21 protein-coding genes are annotated in these 25987 nt (G+C 74.7%); 6 read left to right on the forward strand and 15 right to left on the reverse strand.

The window, feature by feature from the left end:
- Nucleotides 1–4: 4 nt before the first annotated feature.
- The 8 genes from KPF47_RS06065 to KPF47_RS06100 all read right to left on the reverse strand — a co-directional run bounded on the left by KPF47_RS06065 (nt 5) and on the right by KPF47_RS06100 (nt 7091).
- A complete protein-coding gene (locus KPF47_RS06065; protein WP_224387535.1) occupies nt 5–637 on the reverse strand; it encodes a pyridoxamine 5'-phosphate oxidase family protein in 633 nt (210 codons plus the stop codon).
- A 174-nt stretch (nt 638–811) separates the two neighbouring features.
- The gene (locus KPF47_RS06070) at nt 812–1459 is read right to left on the reverse strand and encodes a maleylpyruvate isomerase N-terminal domain-containing protein (RefSeq protein ID WP_224387536.1); all 648 of its coding nucleotides are present in this window, start codon (nt 1457–1459) and stop codon (nt 812–814) included.
- Nucleotides 1456–2409 carry a ketopantoate reductase family protein gene (locus KPF47_RS06075; RefSeq protein ID WP_224387537.1) on the reverse strand — a complete coding sequence of 318 codons (954 nt, stop codon included), beginning with the start codon at nt 2407–2409 and terminating at the stop codon, nt 1456–1458. Before KPF47_RS06075 ends, KPF47_RS06070 begins: the two co-directional genes overlap by 4 nt.
- A gap of 15 nt (nt 2410–2424) precedes the next feature.
- Nucleotides 2425–2763: an MmcQ/YjbR family DNA-binding protein gene (locus KPF47_RS06080; RefSeq protein ID WP_224387538.1), complete on the reverse strand. Its 339-nt coding sequence runs from the start codon at nt 2761–2763 to the stop codon at nt 2425–2427.
- A 44-nt stretch (nt 2764–2807) separates the two neighbouring features.
- Complete coding sequence (locus KPF47_RS06085) at nt 2808–3443, reverse strand: alpha/beta fold hydrolase (RefSeq protein WP_224387539.1); 636 nt, start codon at nt 3441–3443, stop codon at nt 2808–2810.
- A gap of 95 nt (nt 3444–3538) precedes the next feature.
- Nucleotides 3539–4363: a hypothetical protein gene (locus KPF47_RS06090; RefSeq protein WP_224387540.1), complete on the reverse strand. Its 825-nt coding sequence runs from the start codon at nt 4361–4363 to the stop codon at nt 3539–3541.
- 67 nt (nt 4364–4430) lie between these two features.
- On the reverse strand, nt 4431–4754 hold the full coding sequence (locus tag KPF47_RS06095; RefSeq protein ID WP_224387602.1) for a hypothetical protein: 324 nt from the start codon (nt 4752–4754) through the stop codon (nt 4431–4433).
- Between the two features lie 294 nt (nt 4755–5048).
- Nucleotides 5049–7091: an Hsp70 family protein gene (locus tag KPF47_RS06100; RefSeq protein ID WP_224387541.1), complete on the reverse strand. Its 2043-nt coding sequence runs from the start codon at nt 7089–7091 to the stop codon at nt 5049–5051.
- A 243-nt stretch (nt 7092–7334) separates the two neighbouring features.
- Between KPF47_RS06100 and KPF47_RS06105 the strand changes: the two genes are divergently transcribed.
- The 4 genes from KPF47_RS06105 (at nt 7335) to KPF47_RS06120 (ending at nt 12529) form a co-directional block, all read left to right on the forward strand.
- Nucleotides 7335–8147 carry a hypothetical protein gene (locus KPF47_RS06105; RefSeq protein WP_224387542.1) on the forward strand — a complete coding sequence of 271 codons (813 nt, stop codon included), beginning with the start codon at nt 7335–7337 and terminating at the stop codon, nt 8145–8147.
- 122 nt (nt 8148–8269) lie between these two features.
- A complete protein-coding gene (locus KPF47_RS06110; protein ID WP_224387543.1) occupies nt 8270–9058 on the forward strand; it encodes an IniB N-terminal domain-containing protein in 789 nt (262 codons plus the stop codon).
- Nucleotides 9059–9224: 166 nt separating this feature from the next.
- Nucleotides 9225–11054, forward strand: coding sequence for a dynamin family protein (locus KPF47_RS06115; protein WP_224387544.1), 1830 nt, complete (start codon nt 9225–9227; stop codon nt 11052–11054).
- A complete protein-coding gene (locus tag KPF47_RS06120) occupies nt 11051–12529 on the forward strand; it encodes a dynamin family protein (RefSeq protein WP_224387545.1) in 1479 nt (492 codons plus the stop codon). Before KPF47_RS06115 ends, KPF47_RS06120 begins: the two co-directional genes overlap by 4 nt.
- Before the next feature lie 3 nt (nt 12530–12532).
- Here the strand turns inward: KPF47_RS06120 and KPF47_RS06125 are convergent, their stop codons facing one another.
- A complete protein-coding gene (locus KPF47_RS06125; RefSeq protein WP_224387546.1) occupies nt 12533–15139 on the reverse strand; it encodes a helix-turn-helix transcriptional regulator in 2607 nt (868 codons plus the stop codon).
- A 106-nt stretch (nt 15140–15245) separates the two neighbouring features.
- Between KPF47_RS06125 and KPF47_RS06130 the strand changes: the two genes are divergently transcribed.
- Nucleotides 15246–15878, forward strand: a complete 633-nt coding sequence (locus KPF47_RS06130; RefSeq protein ID WP_224387547.1) for a 2-C-methyl-D-erythritol 4-phosphate cytidylyltransferase — start codon at nt 15246–15248, stop codon at nt 15876–15878.
- 161 nt (nt 15879–16039) lie between these two features.
- Here the strand turns inward: KPF47_RS06130 and KPF47_RS06135 are convergent, their stop codons facing one another.
- Nucleotides 16040–17227, reverse strand: a complete 1188-nt coding sequence (locus KPF47_RS06135) for a class I SAM-dependent methyltransferase (protein WP_224387548.1) — start codon at nt 17225–17227, stop codon at nt 16040–16042.
- Nucleotides 17228–17396: 169 nt separating this feature from the next.
- Nucleotides 17397–18578, reverse strand: coding sequence for an N-acetylmuramoyl-L-alanine amidase (locus KPF47_RS06140; RefSeq protein WP_224387549.1), 1182 nt, complete (start codon nt 18576–18578; stop codon nt 17397–17399).
- A gap of 255 nt (nt 18579–18833) precedes the next feature.
- Here KPF47_RS06140 and KPF47_RS06145 point away from each other — a divergent pair, with 255 nt between their 5' ends.
- Nucleotides 18834–20672 (forward strand): acyl-CoA dehydrogenase, encoded by a 1839-nt coding sequence (locus tag KPF47_RS06145; RefSeq protein ID WP_224387550.1) that lies wholly within the window; start codon nt 18834–18836, stop codon nt 20670–20672.
- Nucleotides 20673–20738: 66 nt separating this feature from the next.
- Here KPF47_RS06145 and KPF47_RS06150 read toward each other — a convergent pair whose 3' ends face one another.
- From KPF47_RS06150 to KPF47_RS06165, 4 genes are all read right to left on the reverse strand, one after another.
- Entirely contained in the window at nt 20739–21164 is a 426-nt protein-coding gene (locus KPF47_RS06150; RefSeq protein WP_224387551.1) for a CBS domain-containing protein, read from the reverse strand.
- A 95-nt stretch (nt 21165–21259) separates the two neighbouring features.
- Complete coding sequence (locus KPF47_RS06155; RefSeq protein WP_224387552.1) at nt 21260–23554, reverse strand: VanW family protein; 2295 nt, start codon at nt 23552–23554, stop codon at nt 21260–21262.
- A 357-nt stretch (nt 23555–23911) separates the two neighbouring features.
- Nucleotides 23912–24232 (reverse strand): co-chaperone GroES, encoded by a 321-nt coding sequence (locus KPF47_RS06160; protein ID WP_224387553.1) that lies wholly within the window; start codon nt 24230–24232, stop codon nt 23912–23914.
- Nucleotides 24233–24429: 197 nt separating this feature from the next.
- A complete protein-coding gene (locus tag KPF47_RS06165) occupies nt 24430–25620 on the reverse strand; it encodes an ATP-binding protein (RefSeq protein ID WP_224387554.1) in 1191 nt (396 codons plus the stop codon).
- Between the last annotated feature and the right edge of the window lie 367 nt (nt 25621–25987).

Here is a 25987-nt window from a genome sequence, read left to right on the forward strand (position 1 = left end):
ACCCTCAGCAGAGCCGGGCCGCGTAGCCGGCGCCGTAGTACTCCTCGATCTTCTCCAGCGGCTCGTCGGGGCGGGCGAGCCGCTTGGCGAGCTGCGCGGTGGAGGGCAGCGCGTCCGGCGCGGGCCAGCTCGTCGTCGCCCACAGCTCGGAGCGCAGGAAGGCCTTGGGGCAGTGGACGTAGACCTGCTCGATCGCGACCTCGCAGGCGAGCAGCGGCCGGCGGCCCTTCACGGCGAGCTCGTCGAAGTACGGCGCGTCCCGGACGAGCCGGGCCCGGCCGTTGATGCGCAGCGTGTCGTTGCGGCCCGGCACCAGCAGGATGACGCCGACGTGCGGGTTCTCCAGGACGTTGCGCCAGCCGTCGACGCGGCCGTTGCCGGGCCGCTCCGGGATCGCGACCGTGCGGTCGTCGACGACGTGCACGAAGCCGGCCGGGTCGCCCTTCGGGGACACGTCGCAGGTGCCGTCCCGGCCCGACGTCGCCAGCAGCAGGAACCGGGACTCCGCCAGCCAGGCGCGGTGCACGTCCACGAGGTGGTCGCGCTCCTTCGCCAGCGCGGGCGCGACGGGCTGCCCGGTGATCTCCTGCAGCTCGGCGAGGGTGCGGATCTCGGTGCCGTGCGCGTCGGAGGTCATGGACCGACGGTAGGCGCGAGCCGGGGCGGTGCCCAGACGATTCCGGTCACGGACGTCCGACGGCGGCCCGGCGGGCCGAGCGCCCGTCCGGGACCGGACGGACCCACCGGCGAGGCGCCGGCCCACCGCACGGGCGGCAGGAGGGCTACGGCAGGAGGGCTACGGCAGCACCGGTCAGCCCAGCACCGGCGTCATCCCCGGCTCCCGCCCGGTCCCGGCCAGGGCGAGTGCGGTGTCGTCCTCCCAGCCCGCGACGGCGTCGGGACCCGCCAGCCGGGTCAGCGTCTCCCGCACCACCGCGAGTCCCGAGGCGGGCGGTGCCGGCGCGTCCGGCAGCGCGACGGTCATGTCGAGATGGTGCACCACGACCTCGACGACCCAGGTGCCGACGAAGTCCCCGACCTCGAGGACGTGTCCCTGGAACTCCAGCCGGTACGGCGCGTCGAGGTCCGCGACGAGCCGGCGCAGCCCGCGCAGCGTCGTCCCGACGTGGGCCACCTGACCGGTCGGGCGGGCGTAGGCGGCCGCGACGGCGCGGGCGAAGCGCTCGTGCGCCCAGCCCGGCCGCTCCGCCCCGGGCAGCGGAGCGGTCCAGTAGCTCGCGAGGTCGGCGTCGGCGGCGCGGTCGGTACGGGCGGGGAACCCGGCGAGCATCTCGACCAGCCCGAGGTGCAGGTGGGCCAGCACGTCCGCGGCGAGCCACCCGTGGCACCGGCTGCGGGCGTGCAGATCGGTGTCGTCGACGTGGTCGAGCAGCGCCGCCAGCCCGTCGAGCGCGTCGAGGAACGCGGGGCGGGCGACGTCGAGCGGGTAGGCCGTCACCAGAGGTCCGCTCCGGCCCGGGACGCCGGCGGCTCGCCGGCCGCGGCCATCTCCTCGGCCACCCGCATCAGCTCGGTGTTGACCGGGGTGGCGATCCGGTGCGCCGCACCCAGGGCCACGATCTCGCCGTTGAGGTACCGCGCCTCGATCGAGCCGGTCCCGCGCCGCAGGCTCTGCCACGACGACGATCCCTGCCGGGTCGCGCCCGCGACCGGCCGCTCGGTGATGATCCCCTCCCGGCGGACGCGGTCGTCGTCACCGGTCCGGGCGGTGATCCCCGCCGCGGCGAGGACGGCCGTGCCCTCCGCGGTCGCGACCTCGACGAGGCGGGGCGCGTCCGGGTCGTCGAGCCCGCAGACGGCGTCGACGGCGTTGCCCAGGTTCGTGAGCAGCTTGCCGTACTTCGCGGCCATCACGTCCGGGTCGGCGCGGGAGGAGAACCCGGCAGCGGTGAGGTCGGCGGCGATCGCCTCGGTGGTCGCGTCGACGCCGGAGGGGAAGCGGCCGACGTCGAGCACCCCCGGGATCGGCGAGGACGACGCCACGACGACGCCCGGCTCGTAGTGTTCGGCGGGCAGGATCACCAGCATCGCCTGCACCCGGTCGGTGCGGCGGGCGGCGAGCCGCTCGTTCGCGACACCGTTCTGCGCGCACACGACGGTGATCCCGGGCGCCGCCTTGAGCAGCGCGGCCAGCGGCGGCGGGGTGTCCTGGGACTTGACCGCGAGGATCGCGACGTCGTCGGGGGTGGGGCGGGCCTCGCCGACCGTGCCCACGGCGGGCACCGGGTGGACCGTCGATCCCTCCGGGGTGTCCAGCCGCAACCCGCGCTCGCGGATCGCGTCGAGGTGCGCCCCCCGCGCGACGGCCACGACGTCCCTGCCCGCCGCGTGCAGCCGCGCCGCGATCGTCCCGCCGACGGCCCCTGCCCCGATCACCACGTAGCGCACGACGACGATCCTGGCTCAGCCGTCGCGCGCACGCAGCACCGACGGCGGGGCCTTCCGTCGCCACGCCTCCTCGACGAGCTCCGCGAGCTGCCCCGCGTCGACCCGGTCGAGATCGACGAGGATCGAGCCGTGGCCGTCGTAGTGCGGGGTGGTGGAGTACGCCGGGTCGCCCGACGCGAGCAGCGCCTCCTTCTCCTCGAGCGAGCACATCAGCACCAGCGCGCCCTCGGCCTCGGTGCGCAGCCGGGCGAAACCCCTGCCACGGACCTTCAGCGCCGGCGTCCGGTACCAGGTCGACTCCTCGACCTCCGGCAGTCCGGACCCGATCCGCACCACGTCGTCCCAACTCGGCATGCGGACAGGGTGCCCCCGGCGGGGGGGCACCCGTCGTGGAGGAATCAGACCAGATGGGTCGCGAGGAACCGGTCGACGGCGGCGCGACCGTCGGCGACGTGCGGCTCGGTCTTCCACCGCTCCACCAGCTCCGCACCCGGCGCGAGCCCGGCGAGGCGGCGCGACACCGGCTCCGGGTGGAAGTCGTCGGTCCCCATGAGGACCAGCCACGGCGTCGCGACGTGGGCGAGCGCCTCGTCGGGGACGGAGTAGAGAATCCCCCCGCCGCCCCACATGTTCGTGCGGAACGCGGCCCAGTCGTCGTCGGGGACCCCGGGGTGGTCGGCCTCGATCCCCGCGCGCCAGCTCTCGAAGCTCTTCTCGAACAGGTGCTGGTTGTCGGCGCGGCCGATGGGCTGCAGCGCGACCGCGGCCCGGACGCGCTGCGGGGCGGTGACCAGCAGGTTCGCGATGAAGGCGCCGCCGATGCACATGCCGAGCACCGCGCACTCGGAGACGCCCAGGTGGTCGAGCAGGGCGAGCTGGTCGGCGGTGTAGGTGTCCCAGCCGTCGCTGCCGTGGACCTCGGCGACCGAGGAGCCGGCGTTGCGCTGGTCCATCGCGATGACGCGGTGGCGCTGCGCGAGGTGGGTGACCGGGTTCCAGGGGGCGTTGTCCCAGGCCGCGACCGTCGAGTTCATGCCCCCGGGGCGAGCAGCAGGACCGGGAACCCCGTGCCGTGCTCCTCGTAGTGCAGGGTCACGCCGGGGCGCTCGAACGAGGGCATGGCCCGAAACTAGGCCACCCGCGGGGGAGTCCGCTTCTCCGGACGGCGTCGCGCCAGGATCGAGGTGCCGTAGACGACGAGCGCCAGGCCGAGCAGCAGCAGCCACCACAGACCGGGGCGGACGGTGTCGTCGAGCAGGGTGATGCCGACCAGCCCGGGCACGACGACCTGGGTGACCATGTAGAGCGCGGTCACCGTGGAGACGTCACCGAGCTGCAGCGCACGGGCGTAGTTGTACAGGCCGGTCAGCGCCATCCCGACCAGGATGTACACGAGCGGCTCGCGCAGCAGGCTCCCCAGGTCGACGCCGTCGGAGACGTGCATCGCGCGGATGCAGACCGAGCCGCCGCCGAGCCCGAGTCCGGCGAGCACCGCGGACGGCCACGGCTTGGTCGAGTTCGTGATCGCCAGCGTGACCGCCATGATCACGACGAGCGCCGCGATCAGCACGGCGACCGTCGTCCCGTGGCCGGTCAGGGCCTGCTTGCGTTCGGTCCCCGCACTGCCGGCGACGAACGCGAGCCCGAGCATGCTGGCGCCGATCGCGAGCCGGTGCACCGGTCGCAGCCACTCGCCCCGGAAGTAGCGCGCGTAGAGGGCGGTCATCGCGATCGCCCCGGCGAGCGTCGCCTGCACCGCGAAGATCGGGATGAACTGCAGCGCGACGACCATGCAGAGCCAGGTCACGATGTCCATGCCGATGCCGCCCAGGAAGCGGGGACGGGCGAGCACGGCGCTGGTACGCCCGCCCTGGTTCGCCGCGTCGGCCTGGAGGATGGCGGCGACGGTGCTGCAGAGCATCGCGAACACCGCGAACAGCATCCCGATCAGCACGGGCGGGCCCGGGTCAGGTCACGGGCAGCACGCGTGAAGATCGGCACCGCCCGATTGTGACGTACCGCTACCGGGTGCCGGCCGGGCGGGCGTCCGACGGAGCGGGTCGCTGCTCGGGCAGCGACGCGGGCATCTCGAAGAAACCGCTCATGAGACCGCTGCCGGGCTGCTCGTGCCCCGGACCGGCCGCCTGCCAGGGGGACGTGCCGCCCTGGGTCGCCGCCCGGCGCTCGGCCAGCAGGGCCCGCGGGCGCTCGGTGAGGACCAGGATGCCGACCGTCAGGGCCACCCCGACGAGCAGCGGTCCCCCGACCACCAGGATCGGCCAGCCCACCACGACATACGCGAGCAACAACGCACCCGCCGCCATGCCGATGACTGCCCCCGCCAACCGCGTCACCACGCGCCCCTCTCACACCGTCCCCGAACCGCGACGAGCAGTGTTTTACCACCTCGGAGGGGGTGGACACGGTCGACGCGACGCGGCAGCGGTCACACCTTCGGGCACCACGGTGTCGCATGGGTCCGTGGGGCCGAGCCGGCGTGGGGGCTCCCGTGTCCACGCCGGCCCGGCGGTCCGAATCATCCCGCTCCGGTGTCCGGCCCGGACGGGGTGGGGGTCACTCCGCGCTGTCGTCGCAGCGCAGAGGGTGATCGATGGTCGATTCCCTGTCGGACAGGACGATCACGCGACGCCGGCCGGGGTGGTCGACGCCGGCGCCGGCGCGGTGGTCGTCGGACCCGGGACCGGGGTGGCCGGGTCGGTGCTGGGCGGGGTGGTGACCGGCGGGGTGGTCGGGTCGGGGGTGCCCTCGGCCGGGGTGCTCGGGCCCGGGTCGGTCACCGGCGGTGCCGTGACCGGCGGGGTCGACACCACCGGGGCCGGGGGCGCCGGAGCCGGAGCTCCCGGCGCGGGGGCGGCCGGCGCGGGGGCCGGGGCGCCGGCGGCGACCGGCGCGGCCGCGCCCACGGCGGGCCGGGCCGCCGTACCGCCGGTGGCCGCGCCCCGCGAGGCACCGGTGCCGGCGGCGGCCGCCTGCGACCCACCTGCGGGGCCGCCCGCGGCCGGTCCGGCCGCGACCCCCGCGGGGGCCGCTCCCGGGGCGACCGGGGCCGGTGCGACGGCCGGCGAGCTCAGCACCGGGGCCGCGCTCAGCTCACCGATCCCCGGGCTCGCCGTGGGCCAGAACAGCAGCGCACCCGCGATGGCGGCGACACCGGCCAGGCCACCGGCGCCGATGGCCAGGCGCTGCCGGGTGACCGTGGTGCGCCGGGCGGCGGCCGGCGCGTCCCGGGTGACCAGGGTGTCCGGAACGGGCCGCTCCGGCCGGGCGCCGGGCGGGGCGTACGCCTGTCCGGCCCCGAGGACCGACGTCCGGACGGGGGCGGGGGGTTGCGCCGTACGGGCGCGGGGGACCGCGGGCAGCGGACCGGTCGGCGGCTCCGGGTCGAGCAGGGCGACGGCCCCGGCGACCGTGACGGGCTGCGCGGTCCGCTCCCGCTCACCGCGGGCCGGCCAGGCCGCGGCGGTGCGCTCGGTGCGCTCCGTGTGGTCGGTGGTGTCGGCACCGGGCCGGTCCCAGGGGCTGCGACCGGCCGGGTCGACGGGCTCGCGCGGCGCAGGGACGCCGGTGAGCGGCGCCATCCGGACACCGGGCCAGGAGGTCCCCGCGCCCGGTGCGACGGCCAGCGCGGCGCCGCGGGCGGCGTCGGCGACCGGGTCGGCGACGACGGCGACCGGGCGGCCCAGTGCCGCCGAGACCGCCTGCACGACGACCGGCATCCGGGCCGCGCCGCCGGCGAGCAGCACCTCGGCGTCCGGGGCGGCCGCGACGACGTCCTGCACCAGGTCGGTGACCGGCTCGAGCAGGGGACGGGTGAGCTCGTCGAGGTCGGAACGGTGGATCCGGACCGCGGTGCGCAGGCCGGGCAGCTCCACCGGGACGGTCGCCACGGTGTCGCGGGACAGCAGCTGCTTGGCGGCGCGGCACTCGTCGCGCAGCACGGTCAGGGCGGCGACCGTCCGCGGGTCGTCGGGGTCGAGCGCGTCGAACGCGGCGGCCGTGGCCGGCGAGGAGGACCGGACGAAGGCGAACACCGCGTCGTCGACGTCGGCACCACCGGTCCGGCAGGTCAGCGTGCGGCCGAGCCCGTCGGGCAGCACCCCGGGCGCGGCCGCGGCCAGCACGGTCGCGGTGGTCCCGTTGCCCCCGAGGTCGACGACGGCGAGCGGCCCCCCGGCCGGCGCCACGGCGCGGTGGGCGAGGGCGACGGCCTGCGGCGCGGTCACCAGGGAGACGGTCAGCCCGCGGCGGCGCAGGGCGGCGGCCAGCAGGTCCCGCTTGTGCCGGCCCCAGCCCACCGGGCAGGTGACGCCGATCCGGGACGGCGGGCCACCGTGCCGGGCCGACACCTCGTCGACCAGCACCCGCACCAGCCGGGCGCACAGGTCCTCGGCCGCATAGGCGAACCCGCCCAGCGACAGGGGGGTCGGGTCCCCGACCCGGTCGAGGAAGCCGCGCGCGACGCGGTCCGGGTCCGCCGGGGCCCGGCGCAGGGCGGGCCCGCCGCACAGCAGGTCGCCCCCCGGCGTCGCGACGAGCACCGCCGGGAGCACGTCGCCCCCGTCGCGACCGCCCAGCCGCACGGGCTCCGCGGCACCGCCCGTGCGCAGCACGGCGGCGGTCACCGAGGTCACCCCCAGATCGATCCCGAGCAGGTACGACATCACTGCTCTCCCCTCGTCGAACCGGCGCGCCGGCGTGGTCCTCTCGCCAGACCCATCGGCGGGGACCGCGCCGGTGTTAGCCCGTGCGGCGCAGCAGATCGAGGTTGGGGACCGATCCCCTAACGGCCCCCCCACGGACCCGGAGCGATCCCCGATGGCCGGACCGCCCGGCGCCCCTAGCTTTCGTCGTCAACACCGGTCGTCGCCGACGGACCGGTCACCCCGAGGTCACCGGAGGCCGTCATGGCGGAGAACATCTCGCTCGTCGAGTTCATCAAGCTGCTGCTCGGCAGCGGCTCGGAGAGCATCCAGGTCCGCGACTGGTTCGAGAAGGACCCGAACGCGGCCCTGCACTACTACGGCCTGTCGGAGCTGTCGCCGGAGGACATCCGCGACGCGATCGTCATCGCCCAGGACAACGACACCGTGTCCTTCGACCGCAACTACGACACCGGCTTCAGCTGGGACTCGGGCAAGGGCGGCTGGGGCTGGAGCGAGGGCAAGGGCCACGGCGAGCACGGCCACAAGACCGCGGCCTCCCACGAGAACGTGCACGTCAAGGACGTCTGGCACACCCAGAACATCGACGACCGCGACACCATCGTCGACAACTCGGTGAACCAGAACATCGACACCCACGGTGGCGACTTCGACCAGGACATCGACATCCGGTCGACCACCGCCTCCGGTGACGGCGCCGTGGCCGTCGGCGGCGACAACAACGCCCCGGTCACCACCGGCAACGGCAACGTGGTGGGCGAGGGCAACCAGGTCGTGGCCGGCAACGGCAACACCACCGCCTTCGGCGAGGGCTCGGCCTACAAGACCGGCGACATCTCCGCGAGCAAGGGTGGCGCGGTGTCCCTGGGCGGCGACGCGACCGGCTCGCACGACGCCGACGGGTCCTTCAACACGACCCACAACGAGTCGCACTCCTCGGTCGACATCGACGACTCGTACAACACCGACTCCAGCACCGAGACCCACACGTCGGTCGACGACCACAGCCACACCGACATCGCCTCGCACAACGACGTCGACCTGTCCGTCGGCTGACCCACCGCACCGCCCGGTGACCGGGCCGGGCCGCCCCCGACCCCGGCCCGGTCACCACCTCCCGCACCACCCGAACCCTCCGCCGCGCGCCCGAGCCCGGCGGCACCCCAGAGGAGAACGCCATGTCCGTCGAGAAGTCGCTGATCCAGTTCATCCTGGACCTGCTGAAGGACCCGAAGCTGCTGGCCGAGTTCAAGGAGGACCCGCACGGCCTGCTCGCGCAGTGCGGCCTGTCCGAGGTCTCCGCCGAGGACGTCCGCGACGCCCTGGTCCTGGCCCAGGACAACGACGACGTGTCGTTCGACCGTGACTACAACACCGGTGGCGGCCACGGTGGCGGCCACCACCACACCCCGCCGCCGCCGCCCGTGCACCACGGCGACGACCCGGTCAAGTACATCGACAAGTACGTGACCAACAACCACTACACCACCAACATCGACGACCGCGACACCATCATCGACAACTCGGTGAACCAGAACATCGACACCGGCGGCGGCGACTTCGACCAGACCATCGACACCACGACCACCGTCGCCTCCGGTGACGGCGCCGTGGCCGTCGGCGGCGACAACAACGCCCCGGTCACCACCGGCGACCACAACGTGGTCGGCGACGACAACCAGGTCGTCTCCGGTGACGACAACACCACCTCGTTCGGCTCCGGCTCGGCCTACAACACCGGCGACATCTCCGCCGACAAGGGCGGCGCGGTCTCCCTGGGCGGCGAGGCCACCGGCTCGAACGACGCGAGCGACTCGTTCAACAAGACCCACAACGAGTCGCGCTCCTCGGTCGACATCGACGACTCGTACAACTCGGACGACAGCCAGTACACCGAGACCCACGTCGACGACCACAGCCACACCGACGTCCTCTCGCACAACGACGTCAGCGCGTCCGTCCTCTGATCCGGTAGCGCTGCTCCGGGCGGGTCAGTACGTTCGACCGCCCGGACCGGCCGGCCCCGGTCACCCACCCGTGGGTGACCGGGGCCGTCGCCGTTCGTGTATCCATGACGGCAACGTGACGGACGGTGCCGCGCACCGTCCACGAGGTGACCGGGGGGAAGCAGTCGTGGCGGTGCCGGAGGCGGTCGCGCTCGTCGACCTGGCCCTCAAGGCGGTGACCGCCTACGACCGCCCCGACCTGGCGCCCCGGCTGCAGCAGGCGAAGGCCCGCCTCACCGACCCGGTCGTGCGGGTGCTGGTCGTCGGCGAGTTCAAGCAGGGCAAGAGCCAGCTGGTCAACGCGCTGGTCAACGCCACCGTGTGCCCCGTCGACGACGACATCGCCACCGCCGTGCCGACGCTCGTGCGCTACGGCGAGGAGACCTCGGTGACCCTGGTGCGCGAGGCACCCGACCCCGGCGGTGCGCCGACCGAGAAGGCCGAGCGGACCGTCGTCGGGCTGGACCAGCTCGCCGAGCACGTCTCGGAGGCAGGCAACCCGGGCAACCGGGCCCACCTCACCCGCGCCGAGGTCACGCTGCCCCGCAAGCTCCTGCAGAGCGGGCTGGCCCTCGTCGACACCCCCGGTGTCGGCGGGCTCGGGTCCGCGCACGGCGCCGCGACGATGTCGGCCCTCCCGACCGCGGACGCGGTCCTGCTGGTCTCCGACGCCAGCCAGGAGTACACCGCCCCCGAGCTGGAGTTCCTGCAGGCCGCGCGCAAGCTCTGCCCGAACGTCGCCTGCATCGTGACCAAGACCGACCTGTACCCGCACTGGCGCCGCATCGTCGACCTCGACCAGGGGCACCTGCGCTCCGCCCGGATCGACGCCGAGCTGCTGCCGGTCTCCTCGGCGCTGCGGCTGCACGCGGCCCGCACCCAGGACCTCGACCTCATCGCCGAGTCCGGGTTCCAGGCCCTCACCAGCTTCCTGCTGCGCCGCGTCGTCGGCGCCGCCGACGACCTGGACCGCCGCTCCACCAGCCAGGACGTGCTCGTCACCTGCCAGGCCCTGGAGGCCACCATGCGGGCCGAGCTGATGTCGCAGAACGACCCGGAGAAGGCGGGTCAGCTCGCCCGCGAGCTGGAGGCCGCCCGGTCGCGCGTCGACGGCCTGCGCCAGCGGTCCGCGCGCTGGCAGACCACGCTCACCGACGGCGTCGCCGACCTCATCGCCGACATCGAGTACGACCTGCGCGACCGGCTGCGCGCGGTCTCCCGCGACGCCGAGCAGCTCCTCGAGGACGCCGACCCGGCCGACATCTGGGAACAGTTCGCCGAGTGGTTCCACAAGCAGGTGGCACACGCCGTCGCGCAGAACTTCGTCTGGACGACCGAGCGGGCCCGCTGGCTGGCCGAGCAGGTCGCCGAGCACTTCGCCGAGGCCGTCGACGTGACGCTTCCCGAGCTGCGCGTCGCGGGCGGCTCGGTGGCCGGCCTGGTGGACCCGCTGGAGATGCCCGCGGACGAGAAGTTCGGGATCGGGCAGAAGCTGTTCGTCGGCGCCCGCGGCGGGTACGGCGGCCTGCTCATGTTCGGTCTGGCCTCCACCTTCGCCGGCTTCTTCCTGCTCAACCCCGTCTCGGTCGGCGCCGGTCTGCTGTTCGGCGCCAAGACCGTGCGCGACGAGAAGAAGCGCATGAAGCAGCGTCGTCAGGCCGACTCCAAGAACGCGGTGCGCCGGCACATCGACGAGGTCACCTTCCAGGTCGGGAAGGACTCCCGGGACAACCTCCGCCGGATCCAGCGCGACCTGCGCGACCACTTCACCACCATCGCCGACGAGCTGTCCGAGGCGCTGAAGGAGTCCGTCGCGGCCGCGCAGACGGCGTTGAAGGACGACGTCGAGCGCCAGCAGCGCGTCGCGGACCTGGAGGCCGAGCTGGAGCGCGTCACCGGCCTCGCCGAGCGGGCCAGGGCGCTGGCCACCGCCGCGGGCACCGGGGGGCCGGCGTGAACGCACTGACCGAGCAGACCCGTGCGCTGCTGCGCCGCACCCTGGACGCCTACGGCGACTCCCCGCAGGCCGCGGGCTGGCTGCGCCACCACCTCGACCGGTTCGACGAGCCGCTGCGCGTCGCGATCGCCGGGAAGGTCAAGGCCGGCAAGTCCACGCTGCTCAACGCCCTGGTCGGCGAACGGATCGCGCCCACCGACGCGGGGGAGTGCACCCGCATCGTCACCTGGTACGCCGACGCGGCCGCGCCGGGCGTACGGATGCACCTGCGCTCGGGCGCGGACCGTCCGCTCACCCTGGCCCGGCGCGACGGCGCGCTGCAGATCGACCTGCAGGGCACCCGGGTGGAGGACGTCGACCGGCTGCACGTCGACTGGCCCTCCCAGCACCTGCGGCGCACCAATCTCATCGACACCCCCGGCATCGGTTCGCTGACCGCCGACGCCGCCGGCCGGGCCGGGGAGTTCCTCACGCCCGAGGACACGCCGTCGCCCGCCGACGCCGTCGTCTACCTGATGCGCCACCTGCACGCCGGCGACGTGCGCTTCCTCGAGGCCTTCCACGACCGCGGGGTCGCCCGCGCGACCCCGGTGAACACCATCGCGGTGCTGTCGCGGGCCGACGAGATCGGCGTCGGCCGGCTCGACGCGCTGATCTCGGCCCGCCGGATCGCCCGGCGCTACCGCGGGGACGACAAGCTGCGCGGGTTGTGCCAGACCGTGGTCGCCGTGGCCGGGCTGCTCGCCGAGACCGCCCGCACCATGCGGCAGGACGAGTACGTCGCGCTCACCGAGCTGGCCGCGCTCCCGCGGGCCGACGTCGAGGCGCTGCTGCTGTCGGCCGACCGGTTCGGCCGCACCGACCTCGACCGGCCCGACGCCGCCACCCGGATCGCCCTGCTGGAGCGGTTCGGTCTGTTCGGCGTCCGGCTCGGGACGACGCTGATCCGCCAGGGTGTGAAGGACCCGACCGCGCTGGCCGACGACCTGGTGCGCCGCTCGGGTCTCGACGAGCTGCGCTCGGTGCTCGACACCCAGTTCTCCGAGCGTCGCGACCTGCTCAAGGCCCGCTCCGCGCTGCTCGCGGTCGACCTGGTGCTCACCCGCGAGCCCCGTCCCGCGACCGCGTCGCTGCGGGCCGAGGTGGAGCGGATCCTGGCCGGGGCGCACGAGTTCGTCGAGCTGCGCGCGCTGGCCGACCTGCGGGCCGGGAAGATCGTGTTCCCGCCCGAGGCACTCGCCGACGCCGAACGGCTGCTCGGGGGCGAGGGCGGCTCGGCCGCCGCCCGGCTGGGGCTCGACGGCACCACGGGCCCGCGCGAGGTGCACGACACGGCCTCCGAGGCGCTGCGCCGCTGGCGACGCCGCGCGGAGAGCCCGCTGACCGGGCGGGCCTCGGCTGAGGCCGCGCGGATCGTGGTGCGGTCCTGCGAGGGGCTGCTCGCCGAGGCCGCCCGCCCGCACGCCCACCACTGAGGCCTACCCGCGCCCGCCCAGGATCCGGCGGAGCTCGTCGAGCAGCTCGCTGCGGCCGCCCACCCCGAGGCGCTGGCGCATCCGGGCCACGTGGTGCTCGACCGTCTTCGCCGAGATGAACAGCGCCTCACCGATCTCGCGCTGCGTGCGTCCCTGCACGACGAGCTCGGCGACCTCCAGCTCCCGCTCGGACAGCAGACCGGACACCGGCTGCTCCGGCGCGACCTCGGCCGGCGCCGGGGCCGGGGCGGCGGCCGCGGCGGCGCGCTCCTCCGGCTCCGGTCCCGGGCCCTCCGCGGGCCCGGGGTCGGACCCCGACCGCAGGTCGGTCCCGGCGGCCTGCAGGGCCCGCGCGCAGGCCAGCAGCGCGGACACCGCACGCCGGTCGCCGGTCCGCAGGGCCGCCTGCCCGGCGAGGCGTCCGCCGTCGAAGGAGAGGCCGACGGCGTGCAGCCCACGGGCTGCGGCCTCGACCTCGGCCGCGTCGACCCGGTCCTCCAGCACACCCACCCAGTGCGGGGCCGCCGTGGCCATGGCGTGGGCGAAACGGCTGCCGCAGGCGGCGCTCTGCAGCTCGCCGGAACGGGCGCGGGCGGCCTCGACGTCGTCGGTCAGCACCGCGGCCTGCAACCGCGCCCAGTGCAGCGGGGCGGCCCAAAGCGCGGGCCTGCCGAGCCGGTCGAGCAGCGCGTCGGCCTCGGCGAGGTGCGGGGCCACCCAGCTCTCCTCCCGCAGCCGCGACGCCGCGGTCACCAGCTCGCCGAGTGGCTGCAGCACGTAGAGGTCGACCGGGTGGCGGACGATCGCCTGCCGGGCCCGGGTCCAGGACCGCATCAGCCCGCCGAGGTCGGACTGACGACGGGCGATCGCGACCTGCAGCGCGGCGGCGAGGAACTCGTCGCGCGGTTCGAGGGGGCCGTCGCCGGCGTCGACCGCGGCGAGCCGCTCCGAGGCCGTCCCGGTCGCGCCGCGCAGCAGCGCGATCCAGCCGAGCAGCAGCCGGTGCCGGGCGCGGGCCGGTGCCCCGCCGAGCCCGGTGTGCAGGGCGCGGTCCAGCACGGACGCGGCGACGTCGAACTCCCCGGTGTGCACCGCCACCAGTGCGGCGAGCGCGGCCGGGGTGTCGGGGAGCAGCGCGGCGCCGTGCGCGGTCTCCAGCAGCCCGGCGGCACGGGCGAGACCCGACAGCGCGGCGGTGGGCGATCCCTCGACCGAGTCGAGCACACCGCGGGCGGTGAGGTCGTCGGCACCGTCGACGAGGGTGGGCGCGCGACCGGCGACGAAGCCGGTGCCACCGGTCTCGACGACGGCGCGGGCCTCCTCCAGCGCACCGGTCCCGACCAGGACGGGGACGGCCGCCGCCGGCGGGCGCTCCCCGGACACCGCGGCGGTCCACCGGTAGAGCTCCGCGCTGCGCGCCAGCAACCCCCGCCGGGCGAGGACGGCGGCCGCGACGGATCCGGCGCGGACGGCGTCCTCGGCCTCGACGGCGTCGGTCGCCGACAGCACCGAGTCGGCGTGGCCGAGCGCGCCGTCGAGGTCCCCGGCGACCAGGTGCGCCTGCGCCCGCGGCGCGGCGACGGTCAGCGGGGGTGCCCCCGCGGCGACGGCCTCGGCGTAGAACCGGACCGCGTCCGGACTCTCCGCGCGGGCCGCCTCGGCCGCGGCGGCGGTGAACACCGCGGCGGTCCGCTCGCCGGTGGCCCCGGAACCGCGCAGGGTGCGGGCGACGGCGAGCACGCTCCCGCCGCGGTCGAGCTCGATCTCGGCGAGGTGGCGGCGCAGCTCGGCCCGCCGGGCCGGCGCGACCCGGGTGCGGATCGACTCGGCGACCAGCGGGACGACCCGGCCGTCCGGCGTGCAGAGACCGGCGGCGATGGCCCGGCCGGACAGCTCGTCGAGCTCGGCGATCTCGGCGCCGACGCCGACGCCCGCCGCGTCGGAGATCCCGAGCAGGGGGACGAGCACCTCGCCGTCGACCGGGGCGCCGAGCGCGAGCGCGGTCACCAGCTCGACCACCCGGGGGTCCTCGGCGTCGACGGCGTAGCCGATCTGCTCGGCCAGATGGGGTGGCACCGGGCCGCCGACCCGGCCGTGGGCGAGCAGCCGGTCGACCAGTACCGGGGAACCCGCGGAGCGCTCGGCCACGACCCGGACGGCCTCATCGGAGATCCGCACCCCGACGACGCGGGCGGCCCGGGCGGCGATCCCGGCGGCGTCCAGCGCGCCCAGGACCAGCGGGGGCGCGGCGGCGGCCAGGGTCGCGCCGAGCCGGGCCAGTGCACGGCTCCGGAGCCACGGCCGGAACGCGACGACCAGGCGGGCGTCCGGGAGGCCGGCGCGCCCGCGCAGCTCGGACAGTTCGTCGTCACCCAGCTCGTGGGCGTCGTCGACGACCGTCACGTCCTGCCCGGCGCCGGCGTCGGCCCACGTCCGGGTGAGCTCGCGCAGCACGGTGGACTTGCCCGCCCCGGCCGGGCCGGTGACGGCGACCAGGCGCGGTGCCGCCGGATCCTCGGCGACCGCCCGGACCAGTGCCACCGAGGCGGGGGACCCGGCCAGCGGGCCGGCCTGCGCCGCGGGGGTGGGGGACGTCGTCGGTGCCGCCATCCTCGTCCGCCCCTCCGGTCGCCCGATCGGGTCGCCCGATCGGGGACGGCCGAGGCTATCGGGTGCGGCGTCCGGTTCCCCCGCCGGACCCGGCAGGATCACCGGAGTGCGTGAACACGTGTGGGCCGTCGTACTGGCGGGTGGCCGCGGGCTCCGCTACGGCAGGCTGAAGCAGTTCGACGAGCTGGCCGGCTCCCGGCTGGTCGACCACACCGTCGCCGCCGCGCGGCGCACCTGCGACCGGGTCGCCCTGGTGCTGCCGTCCGGTGTGGACTGGGACGGGGAGCCGGTCGACGCGCTCGCCGTCGGCGGGGACCACCAGTCGGAGTCCCTGCGGGCCGGGCTGGCCGTCGTACCCGGCGGGGCGACGATCCTGGTCCTCGCCGACCCCGCGCACCCGCTCGCCGTCGACCGGATCTTCACCGACGTCGTCGACGCCGTGCGGGCGGGCTCCGACGGGGCGGTGCCGGTGGTCCCGCTGCTGGAGGTCGTGCAGCGGGTGCGCGACGGCGTCGTCGTCGACACCCTCCCCAAGCAGGACGCGGTGGTCACGCAGTCGCCGCAGGCGTTCCGCGCGGACGTACTGCGCGCCGCGCACGCCGACGCGCCCCGGCCGGTGGAGAACTCCGGGATGCTCGCCGCGCTCGGCCACCGTGTCGTGACGGTGCCGGGGGACCCGGCGAACCTGCACGTGGCGAGCCCGGAGGACCTGGCCGTCGTCCGGCGCCTGGTCGGATGAGCGTGCTCCTCGCCCACACCCCCCGTCCCGGTTCGCACGAGCGGGCCGTTCGTCCCGAAGGTTCGTACGAGGGGCCCGCTCGTGCGAACCGGGCGGGGTGGGCGCGGGGCGGGCGGGCGCGGGGCGGGCGGGCGCGCGGTGGGGCGGGCGCGGGCGCGGGGTCAGACGGCGAGCAGCTCGGTGGCGGTCAGGCCCAGCTCGTCGAGGGTGGCGCGCACCTCGCCGGTGTAGACCGGGTTCATCAGCAGCACCGACCGTGGAGGTGCGTCGAGCAGGTCCCGGGGCGCGCGGATCGGTAGCCCGAGCCCACCCATGAACCGGCCCTGCAGCCCGGGGTTGATGTCGACGACCGCGCCGACCGCGCCGGTGCCCTGCGCCCCGCCCTCGACCACGTTGAGAAAGGTCAGCCCCTTCGCCCCGCCGCCCCAGACGATCACCTCGTCACCGGCCGCGGCCCGCTCGCCGAGCCACCCGCGCCAGCGCCCGACCTGGTCCGACACCCGGGTCGCGAAGTCCCGGCAGGCGCTGCGCAGCGCATCGCGCAGGTGGGGCTCCAGCGCGGGCGTGCCCGGCTCGCCGTCCGGCCCGGCCTCGGCGACGACGTACTGGTCGGCGTAGGTCAGCCGCACCGCCGGCTCGGCGAAGCCGACACCGGTCAGGAAGGTGCGCATCGTGGCCGGGGTGAAGTAGGAGCAGTGCTCGTACTGCAGGTCCCAGAACGCGCCCTGGTCGAGGATCCGGCCCAGGTCGGGGACCTCGGCGAGCAGCGCCCGCGCTCCGCCGCGCCGCAGCCCGGCGTGCAGCTCGGCGCCGAAGACCGCGAGGTCCGGGACGTGCTCCAGGGTGTGCCGGCAGACCAGCGCCGCGGTGCCCGGCTCGACCTGGTCACGGGCGAACTCCGCGGGGACGGCGGTGAGCCGGTCGGTCAGCTCCGGGCGGACCCGCTGCGGCACGAAGTGCGGGTCGATCCCGGTCACCCGGCCCACGCCGGCACCGAGCAGCCCGGCGGCGAAGTCACCGGACCCGCACCCCACCTCGACGACGTGCTCCCCGGCCAGTCCGAACCGCGCCACCCAGTCCGCGGTGATCTCGGCGGCGTAGGCGGCGAAGCGCGGCGAGTGGTGCTGGGACTCCTCGTGGTCGCCGGTGTAGTCGAGCAGGCCCGGGTCGAAGTCGCGGTTGAACACCAGCCCGCAGCGCTCGCACAGCACGAGAACCTGGTCCCCGGTGGCGACGGCCCGCGCCGAGACCGGGTCGGCCAGTACCGCGGTGCCGTGCACCGGCAGGCCGGTCGCGGAGAAGAACGGGTCGCTCGCGGGCGCGTCGCACGCGGGGCAGCGGTTCAGCACCGGGCGAGACTAGCGACCCGGCGTCACCCGTCCGTGCGTGCTGTCCGTCGCACGGGGAACCCGGGAACGCCGGGCGTCCGGCTGCGCGGAGGCCCGGGACCGACCACCGTCGGCGCCCCGGCCACGGTGCCCGGCCCCGGCACGGCCGGCGGCACCGGCCGGACGGTCCTCAGCGGTTCAGCACGCCCTGCGGGTCGTGGGCGTCGGGGACGGCACTGCCGGAGGTGCCGAGCAGCTTCTGCCACTGCGGGTGGTCGACGACGTCGGGCACGCTCTCCACCCGGCGCGCCGCGGCGAGCACCTCGACGGCGCGGGCGGCGTCGCCCTCGGCGCCGGTGCGCACCGTGCGGGCCAGCTCCGGCCAGGTCTCCCCGCCGAGCAGGCCGTTGACGTCGTCGGCGCGGTGCGCGCGCTGGAAGTCGCCGACCGCGGCCGCCGTGCGGTCGTCGAACCGGCCGTCGGGCGTCCCGCGCAGCGACCCGGCGTCACGCAGCAGGTACTGGGCCGCCTCGACCACCGGGCCGCGGTCGCCCGTGCGCAACAGCGGCCAGCCCGCCTTGGTCGCCTCGGTGCGGGACAGGCGCCTGCCCAGCAGTCCCGCCACCTCGCGGCGCAGCCGGGGCAGCGCGGCGTAGAGCCGGTCGCCCGGGCAGATCGTGTTGCGGTAGTCGCGGTGGCCGTAGAGCTCGCTGGGGGCGATGCCGTAGCGCAGGCAGATGTAGGCGCAGGTGACGCGCAGCGAGTTCCACAGCGCCGGGGTCGGGTCGGCGCCGATGTAGGTGCCCTCGTTCTCGATCCCGATCGCGATCACGTTCTGGCCCGGTGAGTGGGCCCCCTCGACGACGCGGCGGCCCCCGTTGAGCTCGCCGAGGCTCCAGAGCCTGCCCTCCATCACGTGCCCGCCGCGCGAGATCGTGAAGTGCTGCCCGGAGTCGAGCCAGCCGTTGCGGTCCATGTGGTAGTTCTGGATCGCCCGGACCATCCGGTGCGCGGCACCGACGCTGTAGTCGGTCGTGTTCGCACCGGCCGTGTGGTGCACGAGGATCCGGATCGGGCGCCGGTCCCAGATCTTCGGCGAGAACTTCGGCCTGCGCGCGCCCCAGTCGGCGCAGCGGGCGATGAACGGGATCGGGACGGCCTCGGCGTGCGGTCCGGCGCCGGCGGGCCCGGGCGTCCCGTCCGGACCCCGGACCGTCGACGGGCCGGGCACGGGATCGGTGGCGGGCGGGCCGGGCTCCGGGGTCGGCGTCGGCCCGGCGAGCGCGCGGCCGGGGAGCACCAGGCCTGCGCCGGCGACGGCCCCTCCGACCAGCAGTCCGCGGCGACTCCAGCTCTGTCCCGGCTCGCCCATCGCTGCTGCCCCCCCATCGGCGGCACCGTGCCGGCACCGCCCCGTCACACACGCCACATCCGTCCCGTGCGACTCCGCATTCTCTCCGTTCACGACGAGAGCGCGGCGCGGACGCGCCGGTCGAGCGCGTCACACGGGTGGGCGGTCCCTGACCCGCACCGTCACCCTTGCTCCGGTTACCGGTGAGTAATACTCTGGAGTCAGTTACCGGCCGGTAAGTCGATCGGCCCTGGCACGAACGGCGGTGAAGGACGGATGGGCCACTACAAGAGCAACGTGCGCGACCTCGAGTTCAACCTCTTCGAGGTGTTCGAGGTGCAGGACCATCTCGGGACGGGACCGTTCACCGACGTCGACGTCGACACCGCCAAGGGCGTGCTGTCGGAGCTGTCGACCGTGTGCACCGGTCCGCTCGCCGAGCACTACGCCACGATCGACCGCAACCCGCCGGTCTTCCACCCCGAGGACCACACGGTCACCACGCCGCAGGAGCTCAAGGACGCGTACAAGGTCCTCTGGGACGGCGAGTGGTGGCGGCTCGGACTGCCGAACGAGCTGGGCGGCATGGGCATCCCGCCGTCGGTGCAGTGGGCCGCCGCCGAGCTGATGTGCGGCTCCAACCCGGCCATCTTCATGTACATGGCCGGCCCGAACTTCGCCTCGATCCTCTACAAGAACGGCAACGAGGAGCAGAAGCGCTGGGCCCAGCTGATGATCGACCGCGGCTGGGGCGCCACGATGGTGCTGACCGAGCCGGACGCGGGCTCCGACGTCGGCGCCGGCCGGACCAAGGCGATCCAGCAGGACGACGGCACCTGGCACATCGAGGGCGTGAAGCGCTTCATCACCTCGGCCGAGCAGGACTTCACCGAGAACATCATGCACCTGGTGCTCGCCCGCCCCGAGGGCGGAAAGCCGGGCACCAAGGGCCTGTCGCTGTTCCTGGTGCCGAAGTTCCACTTCGACGCACAGACCGGTGAGCCGGGCGAGCGCAACGGCGCCTTCGTCACCAACGTCGAGCACAAGATGGGCCTCAAGGCCTCCACCACCTGCGAGCTGACCTTCGGTGCCCACGGCACCCCGGCCGTCGGGTGGCTGCTGGGCGACGTGCACGACGGCATCGCCCAGATGTTCCAGGTCATCGAGTACGCCCGGATGATGGTCGGCACCAAGGCCATCGGCACCCTGTCGACCGGCTACCTGAACGCGCTCGAGTTCGCCAAGGAGCGCGTGCAGGGCGCGGACCTGACCACGATGACCGACAAGACCGCGCCGCGCGTCACGATCACCCACCACCCGGACGTCCGCCGCAGCCTGATGCTGCAGAAGGCGTACGCCGAGGGCATGCGCGCGGTCTACATCTACACCGCGACCTTCCAGGACCGGGTGCGCCTCGGCGACGAGGGCAGTGGGATCAGCACCGAACTGGCGGAGAAGGTCAACGACCTGCTGCTGCCGATCGTGAAGGGCGTCGGCTCCGAGCGCGCCACCGAGCAGCTGGTGCAGTCGCTGCAGACCCTGGGCGGGTCGGGCTTCCTGCAGGACTACCCGATCGAGCAGTACATCCGGGACGCCAAGATCGATTCCCTGTACGAGGGCACCACCGCGATCCAGTCCCAGGACTTCCTGTTCCGCAAGATCGTCCGGGACAACGGGCAGGCGCTCGCGCACGTGGCGGGCGAGGTGCAGGCGTTCGTCGACTCCGACGCGGGCAACGGCAGGCTCAAGGAGGAGCGCGAGCTCCTGCGCACCGCGCTCACCGACGTGCAGGGGATGCTCGGCACGCTGACCGGCTACCTCTACGGCTCCACCAAGGACGTCACCGAGCTGTACAAGGTCGGCCAGCACACCGTGCGGCTGCTGATGGCGGTCGGCGACCTGCTCGTGGGCTGGCTGCTGCTGCGTCAGGCGACCGTCGCGCTCGCGGCGCTGGGCACCGACGGTGTCTCCGCCAAGGACCGTGTCTTCTACGAGGGCAAGGTCGGCGTGGCGACCTTCTTCGCGAAGACCGTGCTGCCCCGCCTGACGTCGGACAAGGCGATCATCGCGAACGCCGACAACGAGCTCATGCAGCTCGACGAGGCATCGTTCTGATCCGGCTCCGGTGACGAAGGGCCCCGGGCGCGGACTCCCCGCCCGGGGCCCTTCCTCGTCCCGTGCCTACTGGGCGATGTAGCTCTCCAGCTGCTCGCGTTCCTGCTCCAGCATGTCCATCCGGGCCTTGACCAGGTCACCGATCGACACGATCCCGGCCAACGCCCCGTCCACGACGACCGGCAGGTGCCGCACCCGGCGGTCGGTCATGACCCGGGCGAGGTCGCCGACGCCGTCGTCGGGCGAGCAGGTGACCACCTCGGTGGTCATCACCTCGGCCACCCGTGCGTCGAGCAGCGCGGCGCCGTGGCTGTGCAACCGGCGCACGACGTCCCGTTCGGAGACGATGCCGACCAGCCGGTCGCCGTCGACGACGGGCAGCGCGCCGAGATTCCGCTCGGCGATCGCCCGCAGCACCTCGGCCACCGGATCCTCCGGTGCCACGGTGCTGGTGCCGCTGCCCTTGCTCCTCAGGACGTCCGCGATGCGCATGGGGTACCCCGATCCCTCGCTGTCCGACGACTGGAGGGATCAGGGTACGAATGTGACCTGGCTCTCGTCATCCCCTGACGGGGACGATCACCGGATCAGCCGCCGCACTGCACGATCGGCTGAGGGTTGTACTTGACCGTCCGCGTCTTGCTGGTGGTCTCCCCGGTCTGCACGTTGCGCAGCGTCCGGGTGTCGGTCGCGGTGAAGCCCGGCGAGCCCTGGCTGGCGCTGCACGGCTGCCCGGCCGGGATGTTGACCACCTGCGGCTCGGTCGGGTTGGTCCGCGGTCCGGTCGCGGAGGTGACCTCGTACATCTTCTGCCCGACGAACGACACGGTCACGTTGCTGGGCGTCCACGTCGTGCGGATCAGCACCGGGGTCGGGCCGTCGTTGCGGAACTTGACGTCGATGAGGTCGTTGAAGACCGTCGCCTCCCGCGCCACCGGGTAGCGGCTGATGTAGTAGCTGTGTTCCTTGTGCTCGATGTCGGTCATCCCGGCGAAGTACGACGCGTTGTACAGCGTGGTCGCGAGCTGGGAGACACCGCCGCCGACGCCGCGTGCCGGGTGGCCGTCCTCGATGATCCCGGCCTCGACGTAGCCGTTGGCCGCGTTGCGCGGGTTGCTGACGCCGTTGAGGCTGAACGTCTCACCGGGCTGCACGATCTGTCCGTTGATCGCCTCGGCGGCGCGCTTGATGTTCTGCCCGGAGTCGGCGGCGAACCCGCCGGTGGTGAACGTCGAGATCTCGGTGGCGTTGCCCAGCGACTCCAGGTCGGCCGTGGTGATCTCGGCCGGCTTGTTCGCGTAGACCGCCGCGACGGTGCGCTCGCCCTGGCCGGTGAGGATCGGCAGCACGTTCGCGAAGGTCGCGTCGTAGTCGATACCGCGCCCGTCCTGGGACGGGACGACCCGCGGCGGGGTCGCGGCGAAGTCGAGCTGGGCGTCGACACCGGGCTTCTCGGTGCTCGCCAGCTGCGGCTGCGCGACGTCCTCGAGGGTCTTGTTCGCGATCACCGGCTTCAGCTTCACCGGGCCCTCCGGGTCCGCGGTGAAGCTGAGCGCGGTCGTGATGTCCTCCGGGGTGATGGTCGCGTTCGCGCCCTCACCGGTGATCGTCAGCGGGCCGGCGACGGCCGGCCTGGCCACCTCGTCGATGGCCTTCTGCACGTCGGCCGGAGTGGTGACGGCCTGCTCGATGATCAGCGGGAGCTGCACCGGCTCGCCGGAGGCCCACTGCTCCTCGACGACGCCGACGGCGGCGTCGACGTCGAGCTGCTGGCCCGGCTCCGGGGCCACCGGGGTCGGGGTGACGCCCTGCCACTGGACCGAGCCCTCCTTGGGCTCCTTCATGACCAGCGGGGCCATCTGCTCCAGCGCGGTGCGCACGGCGCGGTCGTCCGCGGAGTTGACCACACCGACCTCGCGGGTGGTGAAGAACGACGAGATCCGGGTGACCGGGTTCAGCGGCTGCTCGCCCGCCTCGTCGAGGGTGCGCGCGTAGTCGACCTGCAGGCCCGCGGCCCGGGGGTCGATCTCGGAACGGACCTCGCCCGCCTGGACCGGCACCGGCGCGGAGGAGCGCGGCTCGATCGCGGCCTGCAACGTCTCGGTGGCCTGGGCCCGCGACATGCCGCCGATCTCCTGACCCGCGACGACGACGCCGCGCGGCACGCTGCCGGAGCTGAGCGCGAGGTCACCGACGTAGCCGAGGACGAGCACGCCGAGCGCGGCGGCCGCGACGATCAGGCCGACCGGGCGCGTGCGCCGCGGGCCGTCACCGTCCTCGCCCGGACCGCCCTCACCGTGTCCGCCGCCGTCACCGGGGCCACCGGGGCCACCAGGACCCCCGGGGCCGCCGGGCCCGCCCGGACCGGTCGCGCCCGCGGCGCCCGCCGCACCGGCGCCGAGGACCGCGGTGCCCGCGCCGGGGCCGCCGTCGGTGTGGATACGTGCGGTCTGCTCGGCGGCGCCGCCCTCGGGTGGCGTCGCGGACGCGGCCGGGGTGACCCGGGGCAGGACCTGGGTGCGCTGCTCGCTGAGCGGGGCGACGCGCACGGTGCTCTGCCCGTCGGGGGTGGCGGGCCCCGGGCGGGTGGCGTCCGGCGGGGCGGCCGGCCGGGGACCGGGCTGCGGCGCGACCGGGGCCGTGGGCGCCGGGGCACCGGCGGGCGGGGCGGCCGCGTCGGGCTCCTGGCGGGGCGTCGCGCCGGGCTGCTGCGGGGCGGGGGACGGCGGCCGCGGAGCCGGCGAGGGCGGGGCCTCGGGGGTGGTCGCCTGCCCGACGACGGTGCGGGCCGCGGGTGACTCCGGCGGCGCCTGCTCGGCGGCCTCGGCCGGGTCCGCGGGACCGGCCCCGTCGGCCTGCCCCTCGGTGGCACCGGGCGACACGGCGCCCTGCGATGTCGCGGGACCCTGCGGCGTGACGGGACCCTGCGATGTGACGGGACCCTGCGGCGTGGCGGGGGCCCCGGCGGCCGGACCGGGCGAGGGACGGCGGGCGGGCATCACGGGGCGACCGGCGCCGGCGGCGCCGCCGTCCTGCGGGTCTCCCGTCTCCGGCGCGGACGTCACCGGCTGCTCGTCCGCATCGCCGGACGAGGGGGGGGGCGCTCGGGCATGACGTGGGACTTCCTTTCCGCACTGCCATCGACTCTGTCATCGAGACCGGTGTCGTCGCCTGCGTCGACACCACCGTCGAACCGGGGTGGGTCGCGGATCCGTGCGGACCGGCGCGACCCGGGGTGATCAGAGGTAGAGACCTGTCCCGTGCGGGCTGGCCTCGGCGGCCACCGCGTGCAGGTCCCGCTCACGCATGACCAGGTGCCCGACGCCGCCGATCTCGACCTCGTACTGGTCCTCCGGAGCGAGCAGGACACGGTCACCGGCCTTCACCGTGCGCACGTGCTGTCCCACCCCGACCACCTCCCCCCAGACCAGACGCTTGGCGACCTGCGCGGTTGCCGGGATCACGATTCCGGCCGAGCTCCGTCGCTCGCCGGACCCCTCGACCCTCTTGATCATGACCCGGTCGTGGAGCATCTGGATCTCGAGTTTGGGCTCGACCACCGGGCCGATGCTACGGGTGACCCCCGACGCTCCCGGCGGCGCCCGGCGCAGGCGAGAAGGTGCCCCGAACGTGGAACGCCCCGCGGCGCAACCGAGTCGGGGGTCGGGTGGCGCCGCGGGGCTCAGCAGGGGATTCGCGCCGACCCGAGGACGTGTTACACCGCAACCAGTTTTCACTCGTCCGGCGCAGTGGAGGCTCAGGTGTTGGCGAGCAGATACCGCCCGAAGTGCGGCACGGTGAACGCGATCTGGCCGCGCTGGGCCGAGAACACGAGCCCCTTCTTCAGCAGGCTGTCGCGCGCCGGGGACAGCGACGACGCCCGCCGGTCCAGGTGCTTGGCCACCAGCGACGTCTCGACCGGGTGGTCCTCGCCGTCGGTCAGCTCGGCCATCGCGCGCAGGTACTCCCGCTCCGCGGGCGTCGCCCGCTCGAACCGGGACCCGAAGAAGCCGACCGCCAGCTCGGCCTCCGCCTCGGGGGCGGCCATCTCGACGTCCTTCACCCCGATCGGGCTGGTCGGCGCCGCGTCCCAGGCGGCCTTGCCGTAGGCCTGCACGAAGTACGGGTAGCCGCCCGAGCGGACGTAGAGGTCGTCGAGGGCCTCCTGGTCGAAGGTCGCCTCCTCCCGCTCGGCCGGGGCGATCAGCGCGAAGTCGGCGTCCTTGCGGTCCAGCCGGTCGATCCGCGAGTACTTGAACAGCCGTTCCGAGTACGACTTCGACGCCGAGAGCACCGCGGGCAGGTGGGGCAGACCCGCACCGACGACGACCAGCGGCACCCGCGCCTGGGACAGCTCGTGACAGGCGGCGCAGAGCGCGGAGACGTCCTCGGGCCGCAGGTCCTGCATCTCGTCGATCAGCAGCGCGATCCCGGAGCCGACGTCCTGGGCCAGCTCGGCGACCTCGGTGAACAGCTCGACGAGGTCGATCTCGATGTCTCCGGAGTCCGCGCGCCCGTTCCGCACCGGGACGTCGATCCCGGGCTGCCAGCGCTCCCGCAGCTTCGTGCCCTCCGGCGAGGACCGCAGGGCGAACGCCTTCAGCACCCCGAGCACCTCGTCGATGCGCTCGGGGGCCCGGTGCCGGACCGCGAGGTCGCGGATCGCCCGGTGCAGCGCCGCGGACAGCGGGCGGCGCAGGTCGGCGTCCGGGCGGGCCTCGATCTTCCCGGCGCCCCAGCCGGCGTGCATCGCCATCGAGCGCAGCTCACCGAGCAGGACCGTCTTGCCCACGCCGCGCAGACCGGTGAGCACCAGGCTCCGCTCCGGGCGACCGCGGGCGACCCGCTCCAGGACGATCTCGAAGGCGTCCACCTCGCGGTCCCGTCCGGCCAGCTCGGGCGGGCGCTGCCCGGCGCCGGGGGCGAACGGGTTGCGCACCGGGTCCATACCAGGACGGTATCCGCCGATCTTCGGAATTCCGTAGACGAGCACGGCGTGTCGCCCCCCGCCACCCGGCCGGCCCAGCGCCGGCAATGGTCACCCACCGTGGTCGGCGGGCCCGCCAGGACCGGTTCCGGGGTCGCCCGTGCGGTCCGGCGCGAACGCACCGTACGACCGGCGACGGCCGGGGGCGCCGCGGCCGTCACGATCCGGTGGCCCGCGCACGGTGACCTTCCGCGACCGCCTCCGACCAGCGACACTCTGCTGTGTGCACCACCCTGTCGCACGTGACAACGCCCGGGAGGAGAGCGCTGTGGGCCGACACCGCGGACGGCACCGCGCCGACCGGATGCATCACTCGACGCTGCGAATG

It is taken from the genome of Pseudonocardia sp. ICBG1293 (assembly GCF_020131355.1).
Lineage (GTDB): Bacteria > Actinomycetota > Actinomycetes > Mycobacteriales > Pseudonocardiaceae > Pseudonocardia.

Bases quoted from the DNA above. Each gene is read 5' to 3' on its own strand.
- KPF47_RS06105 (WP_224387542.1), top strand. From the start codon at position 7,335: ATGGCGGAGAACATCTCGCTCGTCGAGTTCATCAAGCTGCTGCTCGGC.
- KPF47_RS06110 (WP_224387543.1), top strand. From the start codon at position 8,270: ATGTCCGTCGAGAAGTCGCTGATCCAGTTCATCCTGGACCTGCTGAAG.
- KPF47_RS06085 (WP_224387539.1), bottom strand. From the start codon at position 3,443: ATGAACTCGACGGTCGCGGCCTGGGACAACGCCCCCTGGAACCCGGTC.
- KPF47_RS06100 (WP_224387541.1), bottom strand. From the start codon at position 7,091: ATGTCGTACCTGCTCGGGATCGATCTGGGGGTGACCTCGGTGACCGCC.
- KPF47_RS06065 (WP_224387535.1), bottom strand. From the start codon at position 637: ATGACCTCCGACGCGCACGGCACCGAGATCCGCACCCTCGCCGAGCTG.
- KPF47_RS06080 (WP_224387538.1), bottom strand. From the start codon at position 2,763: ATGCCGAGTTGGGACGACGTGGTGCGGATCGGGTCCGGACTGCCGGAG.
- KPF47_RS06150 (WP_224387551.1), bottom strand. From the start codon at position 21,164: ATGCGCATCGCGGACGTCCTGAGGAGCAAGGGCAGCGGCACCAGCACC.
- KPF47_RS06140 (WP_224387549.1), bottom strand. From the start codon at position 18,578: ATGGGCGAGCCGGGACAGAGCTGGAGTCGCCGCGGACTGCTGGTCGGA.
- KPF47_RS06165 (WP_224387554.1), bottom strand. From the start codon at position 25,620: ATGGACCCGGTGCGCAACCCGTTCGCCCCCGGCGCCGGGCAGCGCCCG.
- KPF47_RS06125 (WP_224387546.1), bottom strand. From the start codon at position 15,139: ATGGCGGCACCGACGACGTCCCCCACCCCCGCGGCGCAGGCCGGCCCG.
- KPF47_RS06145 (WP_224387550.1), top strand. From the start codon at position 18,834: ATGGGCCACTACAAGAGCAACGTGCGCGACCTCGAGTTCAACCTCTTC.